The sequence below is a fragment of the Chitinophaga arvensicola genome, from assembly GCF_900110835.1.
GTDB lineage: Bacteria > Bacteroidota > Bacteroidia > Chitinophagales > Chitinophagaceae > Chitinophaga > Chitinophaga arvensicola.
On the sequence record NZ_FOJG01000001.1, the window covers coordinates 3,128,073 to 3,143,423 of the forward strand.

Genomic DNA, 15,351 nt, shown 5'->3' on the forward strand with positions numbered 1-15,351 from the left:
TTGCTTTATTTGGAGTTAAGTCTGCTTCTGATCTGATCTGCCTGTTGTTTTGTCAATTCGCTTTCAATAACGAAATCATTCAGCTTTCGGGAAACGGATACAATTTTGATCTTTCCATCAGGATATTCCATATAATATTTACCGACTGGAAGATTTTTATTATAAATCATAAAGGGATTACCCTGTTGTAGGGTTTCGTTTCGAAGCTTCTTAACAGCTGTCTGCGCTCTTTTTTCTATGTCTGTCAATGGCCTCATAGACTGAAATTTTTTATGTATTCAAATTTAAATAAAAGAAGCGAGACGTTCTGCTTACAAATAAAAAAGGCTTCCTTTTACAGAAGCCTTTTCCCTTTTTAGGGTGATTGAGGGGTCTCGAACCCCCGACCCTCAGAACCACAATCTGATGCTCTAACCAACTGAGCTACAACCACCATGTTCAACGGTTACCCCGTTTTTGGGAGTGCAAATATAAGAGAATCTTTTATTCCACCAAGAAATTTTTTGCGGGGTGGAAAAATCAGTTTAAACAGACGGGTGGGTATACCGAAATAATCCACACTTCCGGAAATAAAAAAAGGCTTCTTTTTACAGAAGCCTTTTTTACTTTTTGGGTGATTGAAGGGTTTCGAACCCTCGACCCTCAGAACCACAATCTGATGCTCTAACCAACTGAGCTACAACCACCGTTTTATCTTTATTTGTGTGTTATTCCGTTGTTGGGAGTGCAAAGATAAGCGAAACTATTTTTAAATTCCAAATACTTTGAATAAAAAAATTTCAACAGGTTATATATGGCACTTAGTATTCAAATGAATTGACAATCTGTTCATATTATCATCGGCTTCATTTGTTAATGTTCCGGGCAGTCATCATTAACAAGCACCTCTATTGTTACTTCCGGAAAAGGTGTATCTTTGCGCACTTTCCCATTCCATTCCCATTTTTATAATTGACTGATAATCAGTAGGATGTTATTTTATGGCATCACAGAGACCCCTGCTTTCAGGTGGTTTAATGCCGTTTAGTCCGGATTAGTTAACCAAGACAGGAAATATTTAACAGATTCCTTATTTCTACTATCTATCAGGAGAAAACTAAGTATTTAATATTTAATTGTATATACATTATGGATCAGCTAAAACTGAAGTTACAGGAGTACTATCAGCGTTACCAGCAAATGGACCAACGGGTGAAGCCTGGAAAGGAGGAGCCTGGTTTTGAGGACGTGCTGGACATGGAAAATGATATTCTTTCACAATTCGGATTGCCTACATCCCGGCGTTTTGTGCAGATACTGCATGATTTTGTGCACCATGGCCATGTAAGTGACCAGTTGCTGGATTATGTGAGCAAGAAACTACGTACTGCTGCACGTAAATACCTACTGGCCCCCGTGATGTCGGATATTGATCTGCTCGAAGGCGCCCGGGAACAGAAACGGAGCGCATACGATGTGTTGCCCGAAATCGGGTACCCTGCCCAGGAATACGCGCTGTTTCTCATCAGCGAGCTGTTTTACCGTCGCAATATGGCCGCCGGTGATATCCTCGATGAACTGAAAAAGATGCAGCATTTCGACAGCTGGAACGACCTGATGCTGCTTAGTAAAATACACAATCACACTACCCACGAACTGTACGCCAAACTGAAAAAACAGGAGTTACGCTTCATCGACGAATTTATCCAGTTTACCCGCCGCCAGGAACCGTCCAGGCTGGTGAATAAACGCGCCACCCCACTGGAAGATGGTTATACCCCCAACTATAAAACCATCACTAAAGTACAGGTGGAAGATATCATTTTCGATGAACAAACCACCCCCAGCCTGTTTGGTAAAATAAAAAGCGGCAGGGGATATGCCCGCATCACTATCAGCCTGGAGTTTTCAGAGCTAAACCAGATCCTCATGAGCAGCGACGAACTGGGCGTAGAAATCAGCAATCATATCAAAAAACGATTAGCTAATCCGGCCGCAGAAAAACCTACGGTCATAGATATACGCGCCGAATTCGGAGATGTGCTGAAACTGGATAATTGCTATCTCGAAGTATATAAACCTCAGCACAGGGAAGGAAATAAATGGGTGGAAGATAAAGATCACTTCTACTTCGTGGATAAAATCCTTACCAAAAAAGAATTTGAAAAAAGAACCAAGGAAGCAGAAGTAAAACGTAAAATCCAGGAATGCCTGGAACTGATAGGTGGCTCTTATGTATACTACCAGCGCCTCCGTCGTTTAGGCATTACCGATGAGGAAGCCAAACTGCGCGCAGGCCTGCAGGATGAGCTGCTGTTCAAGTTGTCTTACTTCCTGAATAAAGTAAAAGAATAGGATCAGGTTAGATGTAATTAAAGGGAGATAGAAGTGAGTACATCACTTTTATCTCCCTTTCTCTTTTAAGAGAGAATTATTAAGTTTGAGGAAAAAGAGATGGAAGAACTTACGCTCGGTGTTGGCTCCAGGGTACAGCACGCACATTTTGGCCCCGGTGTTATTGTGGCTGTTAAGTACGCCCAGTACCGCGTTACCTTCATGGATCATGGTATTAAAATGATCGATAAAACTGATCCCCTGTTTGAGGTACTGGTAGCGGAAAACGCAACAGCAGAAGTGGAAACAGCGTCTGATGTGGAAACTTCGCTGCTAAAGATCCTGCGCCTCTGGGGCGGTATCACAGAGGTAGTGCCATTGGGCGACCGCTGGAAAGGCGGTACCCTCGTACTCCAGCCGGGCGATACTACCCTCAAGGCAAAAGAACTGCCGATTGATACTTTCTTTCATAAAATAGTGATGCTGCGCGACCGCCTGCGGGTACTGGAACAAAACATCAACAGCCATAAAGTACTCACCGATGAAGAGAAGGTGAACATGCAGCAATACATCACGCGTATCTATGGTTCCCTGACTACTTTCAACGTATTATTCAGAGACAAGGAACACTGGTTCACCGGGGAGAAAAGCGGTAACGATTAATTGGTATCTATATGATAGATCTGTTCCAGCTCCCATCTGTAAGGTTCCAGCATATGATGCAGGAAAACATTTTTGCTGGTGGACGGAAATAATTGATCATAGCCTTTCACCGGGTATAAAATAACCGGCGTTCCTGCCGGGGTATAATTGTGACTGGTTACAAAATCAGGCCGCTTATACTCCGGCAGTATCTTTTTTACCCGCTTGTAAGCCAGGTTCCCCAATATCCGTTGCATACGCCTGGACGCCCTTTTGGAGGGCCGATCCAGGCGACCGTAGATATATTTCAGCGCTCCCCGCAGCGGCCATTTCTGTTCTTTAAATGCACCTTTTATATTTGTAAAAGGACTCAGCGTATTGAAATCCCTGGATGTCTGCAGGGAGAAAGGCGTTTCCGGCACCCAGTCGCGCGCGTTCACCACACGTAGCCCCCAGCCACCGCGACTGATAAAATCAAAGTCGTATGCATAATACAGGTTACCCGGTTTCGGCGCTGCACTGGCATAGGTTTTAAAAACAATGTCCTTGGGTAATGCTGTTTCATACGCCAGCCAGGAGCGCAGCAAAAAGCAGATGGCGCCACCCTGACTATGCCCGAAAATGATGTATTCGTGTATACCTTGCTGATAGTATTCGTTAATGGTCCTGATGATCTCCGGTCCCATGGCTGCTACTGCCAGCATCCAGCCGGCATGTACATAGGCCCGGGGATCTTCCGCCACTTTATAGGGAACACTGGTGCTGTCGTTTAACTTCACGGTACCCTGCGCAGGTATCATACCGGCATAGAAATTTTCCAGCCAGGAAGTGGCGGTACCATTGGTGCCACGGATCACAATAATACCTACATTGTCTTTTCTTTTCCAGAGATCCCAACGGTTTTCCAGTCCCGCTACTGCGCCCCGGTACACCAATTCCATATCCCTGGGAGGATTGCTTTTTACTTTGGTCCAGGGGGTATCGCCCATCCGCTCTGCCAGTTTCAGCAGCTCACTGTATTCTGAAGGGTTAAATTCCGGTAAAAGATGCTGGGCACCACATTGATTACTTCCCCAAAATAAAAATAGACAACAGAACAGTGAAATACGGAACCCCATAGAGAAATACAAATTATAGATGACCAATTACAAATGAATAGTAATAAAACTGCCGCACTTTAAGATAAAACAAAACAATTCATCTGGTTTCATTGTTGTAAATGCGTTTAACTTTCAAGCCTAAATTAGTTTAAATATGGCAAAGAGAATTGAGCACGATTTCCTCGGTGAAAAAGAAATACCACATGACGTCTATTACGGTATTCAAACCCTGCGTGCAATAGAAAACTTTCATATTACCGGTATTCCGCTGAAGGTGGAACCTATCTTTGTTCAGGCGCTTGGCTATGTGAAAAAAGGCGCCGCCATGGCCAACCGTGACCTGGGCGTACTGGACAAAAACATCGCGGAATACATCATCAAAGCATCTGATCGCGTAATTGCAGGAGAATTCGATGATCAGTTCCTCAGCGACCTGATTCAGGGCGGTGCAGGTACTTCCGTGAATATGAATGCCAATGAAGTAATTGCCAACGTGGCGTTGGAAATGATGGGCAAACAAAAAGGAGAATACGAATTTTGCCATCCCAACAATCATGTCAACTGCTCGCAGTCGACCAATGATGCCTATCCTACCGCTTTCCGCATTGCGCTGATCAATAAACTCACCGGCTACAAACAAACCCTGAATGAACTGGGGAATGCTTTTGCGGCAAAAGGAGAGGAGTTCAAGAATGTATTGAAAATGGGCCGCACCCAGTTACAGGATGCCGTGCCCATGAGCATGGGAGATGAGTTTAAAGCTTTCGCCACTACCCTCCATGAAGAATTATCCAGGGTAGAAGAAAGCAAACGGCTGATCTCTGAAATCAATATGGGCGCCACTGCTATTGGTACCGGTGTGAATGCACCACAAGGGTATTCAGAACTGGTGACCAAACACCTGGCCGCTATCACCGGTCTTGATCTGATACTGGCAGCAGACCTGATTGAAGCAACCGTAGATACAGGTGCTTATGTGCAATTGTCCGGCGTATTGAAACGTACCGCCATCAAGGTATCTAAAATATGTAACGACCTTAGATTGCTTTCTTCCGGACCACGCACAGGGCTGAACGAAATTAACCTGCCTCCCATGCAACCCGGCTCTTCTATTATGCCAGGTAAAGTAAACCCGGTAATTCCGGAAGTGGTGAACCAGACCGCCTTCTATGTGATCGGCGCCGATCTGATGGTGACTATGGCTGCAGAGGCAGGACAGCTGCAACTCAATGTAATGGAACCAACCATTGCTTTCGCGCTGTTTACTTCCATTACTTATATGAGCAACGCCTGCACCACCCTGAAAGATAAATGTGTAGTAGGTATCACCGCCAATGCAGACCGTACAAAGGAAATGGTGATGCAGAGCATCGGTATCGTAACACAACTCAATCCGATCATCGGGTATGAGAAATGTTCTGCCATCGCCCGGGAAGCACTGGAAACAGGCAAGTCCGTTCACGATCTGGCCGTAAAAGAAAAGAAGTGGGTAACCCAGGAAAAGTGGGATGAAATCTTCACTTTCGACAACCTGATCAGACCCCAGTTTATTCAATAAAAATCGTCACTGCTTACCGGGAATAAAAACTTCCGGTAAGCAGTGATACCCTTGCAAACTCACTGCTGCAGCCTCGCAGCAGGAAGCATAAGACAGGATATATTTTGCCGGTTATTCACCTCTTGAGCTATACTATCTACTTATGATTATCTGGTTACAATTTGCTGTTTTATTAGCCGCTATTCTTGTTGGTGCCCGCATGAAAGGTATCGGACTTGGTGTGATGGGTATGGTGGCGCTGGCTATCTATATCTTTCTTTTCCGGATGCGCCCTGCAGATCCGCCGATTGATGTGATGCTGATCATCCTGGCAGTGGTGACTACTGCCGCTACCCTGCAAGCAGCCGGTGGTATGGATTACCTGGTACGACTGGCAGAAAAGATCCTGAGAAGTAAACCCGCATTGATTGTATTGCTCGGCCCGCTGGTAACGTATATGTTTACCCTGTTTGCCGGTACCGCGCATATTACGTATTCCCTTTTACCCATTATCGCAGAAGTATCTACCAAAAAAAGAATACGCCCTGAAAGAGCCCTGAGCATTTCTGTAATTGCTTCCCACCTGGCGATTACGGCCAGCCCTATTTCGGCCGCTACCGCAGCTATTCTTACTATATTAAGCGGTAAAGTGGAATTGCTGGAAATCCTGAAAGTGTGTATTCCCGCCACGCTGGTGGGTACATTGGCAGGAGTCGCCGTCTGCTGGAAGCAGGGGAAGGACCTCGATAAAGATCCGCTGTTCCTGGAGAAAATGAAAGATCCCGAATTTGCCAAAAGCATTAATGCAGATACAGAAGCGGCACAGGCGCCCTTGCAACCCGGCGCCAAAACTTCGGTGCTGATCTTTGGATTGGCGGTGCTGCTCATCGTGCTGGTGGGTGCTTTCCCGGATATGTTACCCTCTTTTGGGGAAGGCCTCAGTAACCTGGCGGTAGATGCTGCCGGGCGTATTAAAATGTCGGCCATTATAGAACTGGTAATGCTGGCCGCCGCCGCTGCTATCATGCTGTTGTGTAAAACATCCGCCGCCTCTGTGGCAAAAGCCTCTTTGTTTACTTCCGGTGCACAGGCCGTAGTATCTATCTTTGGCGTGGTATGGATGAGCGCCACTTTTATGCAAACAAATACCGCTGTCATTGAACATACCCTGGGCGATATGGTGCGCTCTGCTCCCTGGACATTTGCCATCGCATTGTTCCTGCTCAGTATCCTGTTGTTCAGTCAGGCTGCCACTACCAAAGCACTGATGCCGCTGGGCTTATCACTCGGCATTATTCCGCCCCACCTGGTGGCCATGTTCCCTGCGGTGAACGGCGATTTTGTATTACCCGGATATCCTACCCTGCTGGCTGCTATCAATTTCGACCGTACCGGCAGTACCCATATAGGTAAGTATCTGGTGAACCATAGCTTTATGATCCCCGGTCTGGTCAGTGTCAGTGTTTCTGTAGCCGTCGGGTTCCTGCTGGCTGGGATATTGTGGTAGCATCGGTTACCGCATATTTTAACTTCCGAAATCTAACAATTATGCATATCCGCAAATTGCTCATGGTGGGTGCACTGCTGTGCACATTTACTGCAACTGCACAACAGCAGGAAGCCGCCAATGATACGCTGCACACCCCGCTGATACCGGTCCCGAAACAATCGTTGCTCAATAATGTGGATGTAATCGCGAACATGCGCTTTGCTTTCCGGAATGACTTCGAAAACGGCACCTACACGGGGTCGCGGTTTGTGAATGAACAGTTCCGGCTGGAGATCAAAGGAAAGGTCGCTGATAAGCTGTATTTCCGTTTCCGCGATCGCTATACCCGCGACCCGGTGACCCAATCGGTCGATAACCTGAGCCGTTCTACTGATCTGGCTTTCCTGCGTTTCGATCCAAATGAAAAGTGGAAGATCTACGCAGGTAAATTGTGCGCCGACTGGGGCGGTTATGAATTCGATGCCAACCCCATCGACATTTATGAATACTCCGACATAATTGAATATGCGGATAACTTCCTGACCGGCGCCGGTGTTGGCTTTATGGCCAGCAAAAATCATGAATTTACTTTCCAGCTGTTGAACAGCCGCACCAAAACTTTCGAAGAACTATATGATTCCATCCCCGGCATCAATGAAAGCAAGTTTCCTTTTGCTGCCGTAGTTAACTGGCGGGGTAATATGTTTGACGGTAAGTTCAGCACCATCTGGTCTTACAGTGTTTTTAAAGAAGCGACGAGCCAGTATATGAATTACATCGCGTTGGGTAACCAGTTGTCTTTAGGCCGTTTCCGGCTGCAGTACGACTTTAAACTGAGCCTGGAGAACCTGGATCGCAAAATGATTGTGAGTAGCTTTACGGCCGATAAAAAGGCCGTGCAGGGGGTGCGGTATATGAGTCATTGGTTAAGCGCCGATCTGCAGATCAGCCGCATTGTACACCTGGCCTTTACCGGGATGGTGGACTATGCTTACTGGGATGGCAACCCCGATCCCAATAAAGATAAAAAGCTGCGGACTGCCTGGGGATATATTCCCGGCGTAGAAGTGTACCCGTTAAAAAGTGTGAACCTGAAAGTATATGCGAATATGATCGGCAGGATATACCGTTACACCGATTATGCGAAAACGGCGTTGGGAATGGTGAACAATGATAATTACCGTTTCTCTGTAGGGATTGTAACGCCGCTGCTGATATTGTAGGAGTACGCCTCCGGCACCAGCCCAATCCTTATTTGATGATCATCTGGTTTAAAAGATCCGGGGAGATAGAAGCGAATTTATCCGCTTTTATCTCCCCGAAATATTTAGCAACAAAAGGCAGGAGCGGCAAGACAAATGCCAGCGGCGCTCCCTTCACCTAGAACTCCTGCTCCAGGCGGCCTACACTGCCGTCTTCACCAATACCTTCCACGACTAAACGAAAACGTTTGGTAAAGTCATTGTTGTAGAACTCGACTCTGGCGGTATGCGTCAGGGTATCGATCGCTACGTTTGGATTCCAGTAAAGGGTGAGGCGTTTATCAGGTAGTGCATGTACTTCTTTCTTTACTGAATAATCAGGAGAATAGAATTGTTTTACTATCTGGTAGCCTGCTTTTTTATACAGTTTGAAACCACGGATGCTCGGATCATTTTTCGGTGTATTGTCGCCACCTTTTTTGGTGTATACCGCAATGGCGCCATTTGCGCCGCCTGCGCCGCCCATAAATGGAGGACGGAATACTTTGATGTACGCAATATCCTGGATGGAGAGTGTGCTGATCATACTCACGTCCGACTGCATTTCATTCAGATATAACCCCGGTGCGCCACCGCGCCAGGAGAGTGATGGATTGTTATAATCGCCGGTGATCTGCAGACCCGCCACTTTGGATTGCAGGTATTGGAATACGTTTAGTGCAATCGGTGTTTCCTTGGTGAGGTCAAAAGAGTAACCATCACCACCGGAGAACATGCCGGAAGCATAGCGTTTGTCGGTGGTTTCTTCCGGTTTTACTTTCTTCGCATCTACGTTTACTTCTTTGAGGTACACCGTTTTGTTATTGATAGAGCGGTTTACCTTATTACCTTCCGACGCATTGGCCAGGAATTGCTTCAGCGCATTGTTATCCACTGCCGGTGGTACCCTCAGTGGATAAGGAATTTTAACCTGGGTAGGACGTTCAAAGAAGTGATTGTCGAATTTCACATTCACATCTACGCCTTTTTTCACGAGATCATTTCCCTGGTAGTAGATATATGCCGTATCCGGGAATACCATGTTCGCCATTTCAAACTGTCCCTTATCATTGATCGGGGTAGAGGCAAACATGGAGGAGCTGTCTATCGGGAGACGGATAATCATATCCAGTTTACCGGTAGGCATCGGGCGGCCATTGAGCATGGTGGCCAATCCTTTCATTAGCAGTCCCTGCTCATAAGGGAACCTGATTTCAGGGAATTCGTTATTGAGGATCTTTTCCCAGCTGAAACGTCTCCATCCGTTGGTGAGCATGATCAGGTCCAGCCCTTTGAGCGTAGAATCCGCCTCATTGCGGAAATACCAGGATGGATTGTAGATATAGCCTTTCAGGTCGGAGGTGAGCAGGAAGGTAGAGATGATATTATTGGAATTTTTATCTACCGGTACAGCATCTGCATCTGTAATAGACATGGAGATGTTGGTTTGCATGGTATCCGGTAACCTCAGTTCAATGGCATTTTTTGCCCTGGGTTCCTTGTGGGTGTCGGCATCCAGTACATCCATCTGCATCAGGTCATTTTTGCGGACGAAGGCAAGCCTTTCTGCCAGCGGCTGACCGGATTTAGCGAAGAGGGTGATCTGGATGATACCGGAAGGAAGATGATCTGCGGGGATAAAGCCGCTGATACGGCCTTCACCGATATCGAGGTTTGCTTTATACACCAGTTGTCCGCCCATCTGTGCGATAATCACGAGATCATTGAAAGAAGTATCCGTTACATTTCCGGGAACGGCCTGGTAGAAGATGCGGTTGCCTTTATTGAATACTTTCAGGGATGCGCCTGTGGCAACGGCTGCCGGCAGGGCAATGGTTTTCGTTTGTCCTTTTGCGCTTTTCACCACGGCCTGGAATGCATCCTGTGCATCGGCAGGGGTGATGTCGATGGTACCCATACCATCGTGAATGCTTTTAAGGGGAACGGTTACACCTTTACTGTTTTTTACGGTACCGGATACTTCAATGGGATAGCCGTTGTTGTCGATGGCTTTAAAAGCCACTACGTTTGGCTGCCCCACGATGAGGTTACCGCCTTCGGGGAAAAACTGTACGGCAAAGTCGGGAGTGGTAACGCTGTCGGCGTCTGCCTGTGTTTTCTTTGCCGGATCAAAAATTTCTATGTTCCGGTTATAGGTGAATGCGGGATCGAAATTGAGCATCCAGGCAGTATAGGCACGGAGCTGGTATACGCCGGGCTTCTGCGTTTCGGGCAGGTCGAAATTACCCGGTGCGCCGGCATTACCTGCGGCAAACAGTTTCTTCTGTACAATGTTATTATTCTTGTCCAGCAGTTCTACGTAAAGGTTGGTGGCCGAAGTGGAGGGCATGCCCTGCAGGGTGATATATGCTTTGAACCAGATGGTTTCTCCTGCGGCGTAGTAATCTTTGTCGAGATGCAGATACACTTTTTCAGCCGGGAAGCGGCTGCTATGGGTCTGCAATGCTTTTATGATGCGGTCGGACCAGTCATTCGGATGTGGAAATATAGCCAGTGCACTCATTGCGCCGGTTAACATCACGGCTGGTATCATCCATTTCAGGTAACGTCGCTTTTTCTTCAGGTACGATTGCATGCAATATAGTTTGAGCGGGTATAATATATGTCAAAAATATAAACTTTGGAAGATTAATCAGTAAGATTACGGCAGGTTTGTTATTATTGCGTGGTCAAGCGACGGTTTTAACAAGATTTTAATGAGTTCAGGACAGAAACGTTTAGTGGTTGCTGGTGGCGGTGCTGCCGGTTTTTTTTGTGCGGTAAACGCGGCCCGCTTATGTCCGCAGCTGGAGGTAATACTACTCGAAAAAACAGGTAAGCTGTTATCAAAGGTAAAAGTAAGTGGCGGCGGCCGGTGCAACGTAACCCACAACGCCCCCGATATTACGTACATGGCTAAACGCTATCCCCGTGGACAGAATTTTGTAAAAAAATCGTTTTCCAGGTTCTTTGTTCCCGATACCATCTCCTGGTTTGGGGAAAGAGGCGTGAAGCTCAAAGCGGAAGATGACGGTCGAATGTTTCCGGTAACAGATAATTCCCAGACGATCATCGACTGCCTCCTGCGGGAAGCAGATAAATACCATTTGAATATCCGGACTAATACCGAAGTGACTGCCTTTAAAAAGGGCAGCGACGGCCGCTGGCAGCTGGAACTACAGCAGGGACCTGCACTTAAGGCCGACTACCTCTGCATCGCTGCAGGTGGTTATGCGCAGGCTGGAAAATTTGCCTGGCTGGAACAGAGCGGTCATACCGTTGTGCCACCGGCGCCGTCCCTGTTTACCTTTAATATGCCGGGTAATCCCATTACCAGCCTGATGGGCGTAGCCACTACCGCACAGGTAAAAGTGGCAGGCACCAAATTGTTGGAGCAGGGGCCGCTGCTGATCACCCACTGGGGCATGAGCGGTCCTGCAGTGCTGCGTTTGTCGGCCTGGGGTGCGAGAGAATTGCAGCAAATGCAATATACCTTCACCGCCATTGTGAACTGGCTGCCGGATTATAACGAGAATACCCTGCGGGAAGACTGGCCCAACCTGCGTTTAGAACTAGGCAAACAGAAATTATATAATAAAAATCCATTCAGCCTGCCACAGCGCCTGTGGCAGTTCCTGCTGCTACAGGTAGGTGTTACCGAAGAAATGCGCTGGGCAGATCTGCCGGCGAAAGACCAGAACCGCCTGATGAAATTACTGGTGAGCATGGAATTTCCGGTAAAAGGGAAAACTACTTTCAAGGAAGAATTTGTGACCTGCGGAGGTATTACCCTCAGCGAAATAGACCCGGCCACCATGGAGAGCCGAATAGTACCCGATTTGTATTTTGCCGGGGAAGTGATGGATGTGGACGGTATCACCGGAGGGTTTAATTTCCAGCACGCATGGACCAGTGGTTTTGTGGCTGCTAAAGCAATTGCACAAAAATCAGCATAATAAGGATCGTATAAAAGGGAAGGCAGACCATTGGTCTGCCTTCCCTTTTTATAGGTTACAGCTTGAGGTAGTGAACCCCTGGCGCATACTCTTTTTCCAGTGCTTCCAGCAAATGCTCAAAATCTTCCGGCTGCCGGAGAAAATCTACTTTGGTGGTATCTACCACGAGGGTACGTACCGGGTGCTGTTTGATATACTGCATGTAGGTATCATGTACATTCAGCAGGTATTCGTCCGGGATCTGCTGCTCATAGGAGCGATTGCGGTGACGGATGTTTTCCTGGAGCTTGTTGACCGGTGCATTGAGGAAGATCAGCAGTTCAGGTTGTACCAGTTGCGGGTTGATAATATCGAATAACTTCTGGTACAGGGAATATTCTTCTTCCGGGAGATTAATTTTGGCAAACAGCAGGCTTTTGATAAAGAGGTAATCAGAAATAATCACATTGCTGAAAAGGTCCTGCGATTGCAGCATTTCTTTCAGTTGCTTATAGCGTTCCGCCATAAAGAACAGTTCCAGCGGGAAAGCGTATTGCTGGGGGCGGTCATAAAAAAGCGGCAGAAACGGATTGTCGGCAAATTCTTCGAGGATCAGTTTTGCAGAGAAGTGTTTGGCCAGCATATTGGCCAGTGTTGTTTTCCCGGCGCCGATGTTTCCTTCTACCGTAATAAATTTATAGTGCATGAAGTAATGTTTAAAGTGAATGCCGGTAACGGCTTACCGGAAGTGTGTCGGGTGTGCTGGCAGCCAGTTCCCGGACAGTTTTATGCAATACCGGGTGTACATAATCCGGTACGATTTCCAGTAAAGGAACCAGTACAAATTGCCGTAAGTGCATACGTGGATGTGGTACCTTCAACTCCGCAAGGGAATGAACCTCACCGTTAAAGAAGATCAGGTCTATATCGATAACCCGGGAGCCCCATTTTTCCTGCCGGATACGGCCAATCTTTCTTTCTATCTCCAAAAGTGTATGCAATAACGTTAGTGCATCCAATGATGTGCGGATCTCCACTCCCTGGTTCAGGTAGTCTGGTTGATCCACGGCTCCCCAGGGAGCGGTCTGGTACAAGGCGGAGGTCTGTAGCACCTCTCCGGCGTTTTCAGCAATCAATTGTACCGCCTTTTGCAGGTTCCCGGTACGATCACCTAAATTGCCACCTATAAGTAATATTGCTGTATTCATGTATATTTCGAGCCCCAAAAGTAGCCATATTCCTTATTTTTGAAAAAATGTATCTTTCCACCTCAGTTTCATCTTAACCAAAAAGTATGCGTTTCTTCAAAGTTTTCCTGGCCGCTTTCCTGGCATTTGTAGCATTTTCCCTGCTATGTTTATTCATAGTAGTGTTCATGATAGGAAAGGCCCTCAGCTCCTCAGAGAAGGTAGCAATAGCCCCTAATGGCGTACTGGTACTCGAAACAGGGCAAACTTACAATGAGCAGAAGCTCGTTAACCCGCTCGGCGCCCTGATGAACAACGAGCCTGGAGAGGTACCCGGATTATTCCAGACCGTTCGCCTGATCAACAATGCTGCCGGTGATGATAACATCAAAGGCATCTACCTGAAAGTAAATGGTAACCCCAATGGCTTCGCCAGCACAGAAGAATTGCGTAATGCCATTCTCCGCTTCCGGAAGTCCAAAAAGTTTGTAGTAGCCTATGGCGAAGTGATGGACCAGAATGCCTATTACCTCGCCAGTGCAGCAGATAAAGTATACCTGAACCCTAAAGGCGGGGTAGACTTTACCGGTTTTGCCAGCCAGGTAATGTTCCTGAAAGGTACCCTCGATAAACTCGAAATCAAACCTGAAATCTTTTACTGCGGAAAATTCAAAAGCGCTACAGAGCCACTGCGCGAAACCCAGATGACAGAAGCCAACCGCATCCAGACCACCCAGTTTCTCGGTGAACTGTACGGCAACTTCCTGACAGGTATCAGCAGTACCCGTAGTATTGATACCGCCACTCTACATGGCTATGCCAACGAAAACCTGATCCAGGAACCGGCAGACGCCCTGAAATATAAGCTGGTAGATGGTCTGAAATATGATGATGAAGTAGTGGCTGAACTGAAAAGCAAAACAGGCGTAAAAGGCGATGACAAGGTGAACCTGGTCACTCTCGGAAAATATAACAGCGGCACAGAACTGTCGCCCGGCAGCGGAGAAGGCAGAATTGCCATCATCTATGCACAGGGAGATATCATCGGCGGAGAATCTGACCGGGATAATACCATTGCCAGCGAAAACTATATCCGCGAAATCCGTAAAGTACGCGAAGATAAAGACATCAAAGCCATCGTATTTCGTGTGAATTCAGGTGGAGGCAGCGCCCTGGCATCAGAAGTGATCTGGCGCGAACTGTCGCTGGCCAAAAAAGTGAAACCGGTAGTAGTGTCTATGGGTGATTATGCCGCTTCCGGTGGTTATTACATCTCCTGTATGGCCGACAGCATTTTTGCAGAACCTAATACCTTAACGGGTTCTATCGGTGTGTTTGGCGTAATGTTCAATATGCAGGACTTCTTCAAAAATAAAGTGGGCGTTACCTTCGACGCGGTGAAAACAGCACCTTATGCAGACCTGGGTTCTGTAGGCCGTCCGCTGAATGAAGCAGAGAAGCGTTTTATCCAGAACGGGGTGGACAGCACCTATGCATCCTTTAAATCACGCGTAGCTGCGGGCAGAAAGCTGAACCTGGCGGTGGTAGACAGCATTGCCCAGGGGCATGTATGGAGCGGTATCCAGGCAAAAGAACTGGGTCTGGTAGACCGTATCGGTGGTATCAACGAAGCCCTGGCCTGCGCTGCACGCCTGGCGAAGATATCAGAGTACCGCTTAAGGGAGTACCCGGAAGTAAAAGACCCGCTCAGCAAACTGATGAAGACCTTTGGCGCCGATGTAAGCGCGAAACTGGTAAAGAAAGAACTGGGTGTAAACTACGACATGTACCAGCAGATCAAAGAAGTACAGCAGTTACATGGCGATATCCAGGCAAGAATGCCTTTTAAGTATAACTTTTAAGTAGTTTTTAATATACCATAAGAAAGCAGCGGAAAGGGTGGAAAT

At 47.2% G+C, this 15,351-nt stretch carries 12 protein-coding genes and 2 tRNA genes; 7 read left to right on the top strand and 7 right to left on the bottom strand.

Going from position 1 to position 15,351, the window contains the following annotated elements; translation table 11 throughout:
- Nucleotides 1-5 precede the first annotated feature (5 nt).
- From BMW79_RS33875 to BMW79_RS12975, 3 genes are all read right to left on the bottom strand, one after another.
- Nucleotides 6-257: a hypothetical protein gene (locus BMW79_RS33875; protein WP_089895337.1), complete on the bottom strand. Its 252-nt coding sequence runs from the start codon at nt 255-257 to the stop codon at nt 6-8.
- A gap of 102 nt (nt 258-359) precedes the next feature.
- A tRNA-His gene (locus BMW79_RS12970) sits at nt 360-433 on the bottom strand.
- A 179-nt stretch (nt 434-612) separates the two neighbouring features.
- Nucleotides 613-686: transfer RNA gene (locus BMW79_RS12975), tRNA-His, on the bottom strand.
- Nucleotides 687-1,128: 442 nt separating this feature from the next.
- Between BMW79_RS12975 and BMW79_RS12980 the strand changes: the two genes are divergently transcribed.
- Both BMW79_RS12980 and BMW79_RS12985 read left to right on the top strand, forming a co-directional pair.
- Entirely contained in the window at nt 1,129-2,334 is a 1,206-nt protein-coding gene (locus BMW79_RS12980; RefSeq protein WP_089895339.1) for a hypothetical protein, read from the top strand.
- Between the two features lie 99 nt (nt 2,335-2,433).
- A complete protein-coding gene (locus tag BMW79_RS12985; RefSeq protein WP_089895340.1) occupies nt 2,434-2,976 on the top strand; it encodes a hypothetical protein in 543 nt (180 codons plus the stop codon).
- On the opposite strand, the gene BMW79_RS12990 is transcribed toward BMW79_RS12985, so the two are convergent.
- Nucleotides 2,973-4,073 (bottom strand): lipase family protein, encoded by a 1,101-nt coding sequence (locus tag BMW79_RS12990; RefSeq protein ID WP_089895342.1) that lies wholly within the window; start codon nt 4,071-4,073, stop codon nt 2,973-2,975. The genes BMW79_RS12985 and BMW79_RS12990 overlap by 4 nt on opposite strands.
- Before the next feature lie 136 nt (nt 4,074-4,209).
- Between BMW79_RS12990 and aspA the strand changes: the two genes are divergently transcribed.
- From aspA to BMW79_RS13005, 3 genes are all read left to right on the top strand, one after another.
- Nucleotides 4,210-5,613 carry an aspartate ammonia-lyase gene (gene aspA, locus BMW79_RS12995; protein WP_089895345.1) on the top strand — a complete coding sequence of 468 codons (1,404 nt, stop codon included), beginning with the start codon at nt 4,210-4,212 and terminating at the stop codon, nt 5,611-5,613.
- Nucleotides 5,614-5,755: 142 nt separating this feature from the next.
- Nucleotides 5,756-7,099, top strand: a complete 1,344-nt coding sequence (locus BMW79_RS13000) for an anaerobic C4-dicarboxylate transporter family protein (protein ID WP_218150308.1) — start codon at nt 5,756-5,758, stop codon at nt 7,097-7,099.
- 41 nt (nt 7,100-7,140) lie between these two features.
- On the top strand, nt 7,141-8,304 hold the full coding sequence (locus tag BMW79_RS13005; protein WP_089895347.1) for a porin: 1,164 nt from the start codon (nt 7,141-7,143) through the stop codon (nt 8,302-8,304).
- 157 nt (nt 8,305-8,461) lie between these two features.
- Here BMW79_RS13005 and BMW79_RS13010 read toward each other — a convergent pair whose 3' ends face one another.
- Entirely contained in the window at nt 8,462-10,918 is a 2,457-nt protein-coding gene (locus BMW79_RS13010; RefSeq protein WP_089895349.1) for an MG2 domain-containing protein, read from the bottom strand.
- Between the two features lie 121 nt (nt 10,919-11,039).
- Between BMW79_RS13010 and BMW79_RS13015 the strand changes: the two genes are divergently transcribed.
- A complete protein-coding gene (locus BMW79_RS13015) occupies nt 11,040-12,278 on the top strand; it encodes a BaiN/RdsA family NAD(P)/FAD-dependent oxidoreductase (protein ID WP_089895351.1) in 1,239 nt (412 codons plus the stop codon).
- A 55-nt stretch (nt 12,279-12,333) separates the two neighbouring features.
- Here BMW79_RS13015 and BMW79_RS13020 read toward each other — a convergent pair whose 3' ends face one another.
- Together BMW79_RS13020 and folK are read right to left on the bottom strand one after the other, a co-directional pair.
- The gene (locus BMW79_RS13020) at nt 12,334-12,963 is read right to left on the bottom strand and encodes a deoxynucleoside kinase (RefSeq protein ID WP_089895354.1); all 630 of its coding nucleotides are present in this window, start codon (nt 12,961-12,963) and stop codon (nt 12,334-12,336) included.
- A gap of 10 nt (nt 12,964-12,973) precedes the next feature.
- Nucleotides 12,974-13,465, bottom strand: coding sequence for a 2-amino-4-hydroxy-6-hydroxymethyldihydropteridine diphosphokinase (folK, locus tag BMW79_RS13025; protein ID WP_089895356.1), 492 nt, complete (start codon nt 13,463-13,465; stop codon nt 12,974-12,976).
- A gap of 86 nt (nt 13,466-13,551) precedes the next feature.
- Between folK and sppA the strand changes: the two genes are divergently transcribed.
- Nucleotides 13,552-15,306, top strand: a complete 1,755-nt coding sequence (sppA, locus tag BMW79_RS13030) for a signal peptide peptidase SppA (RefSeq protein WP_089895358.1) — start codon at nt 13,552-13,554, stop codon at nt 15,304-15,306.
- Nucleotides 15,307-15,351: the final 45 nt, after the last annotated feature.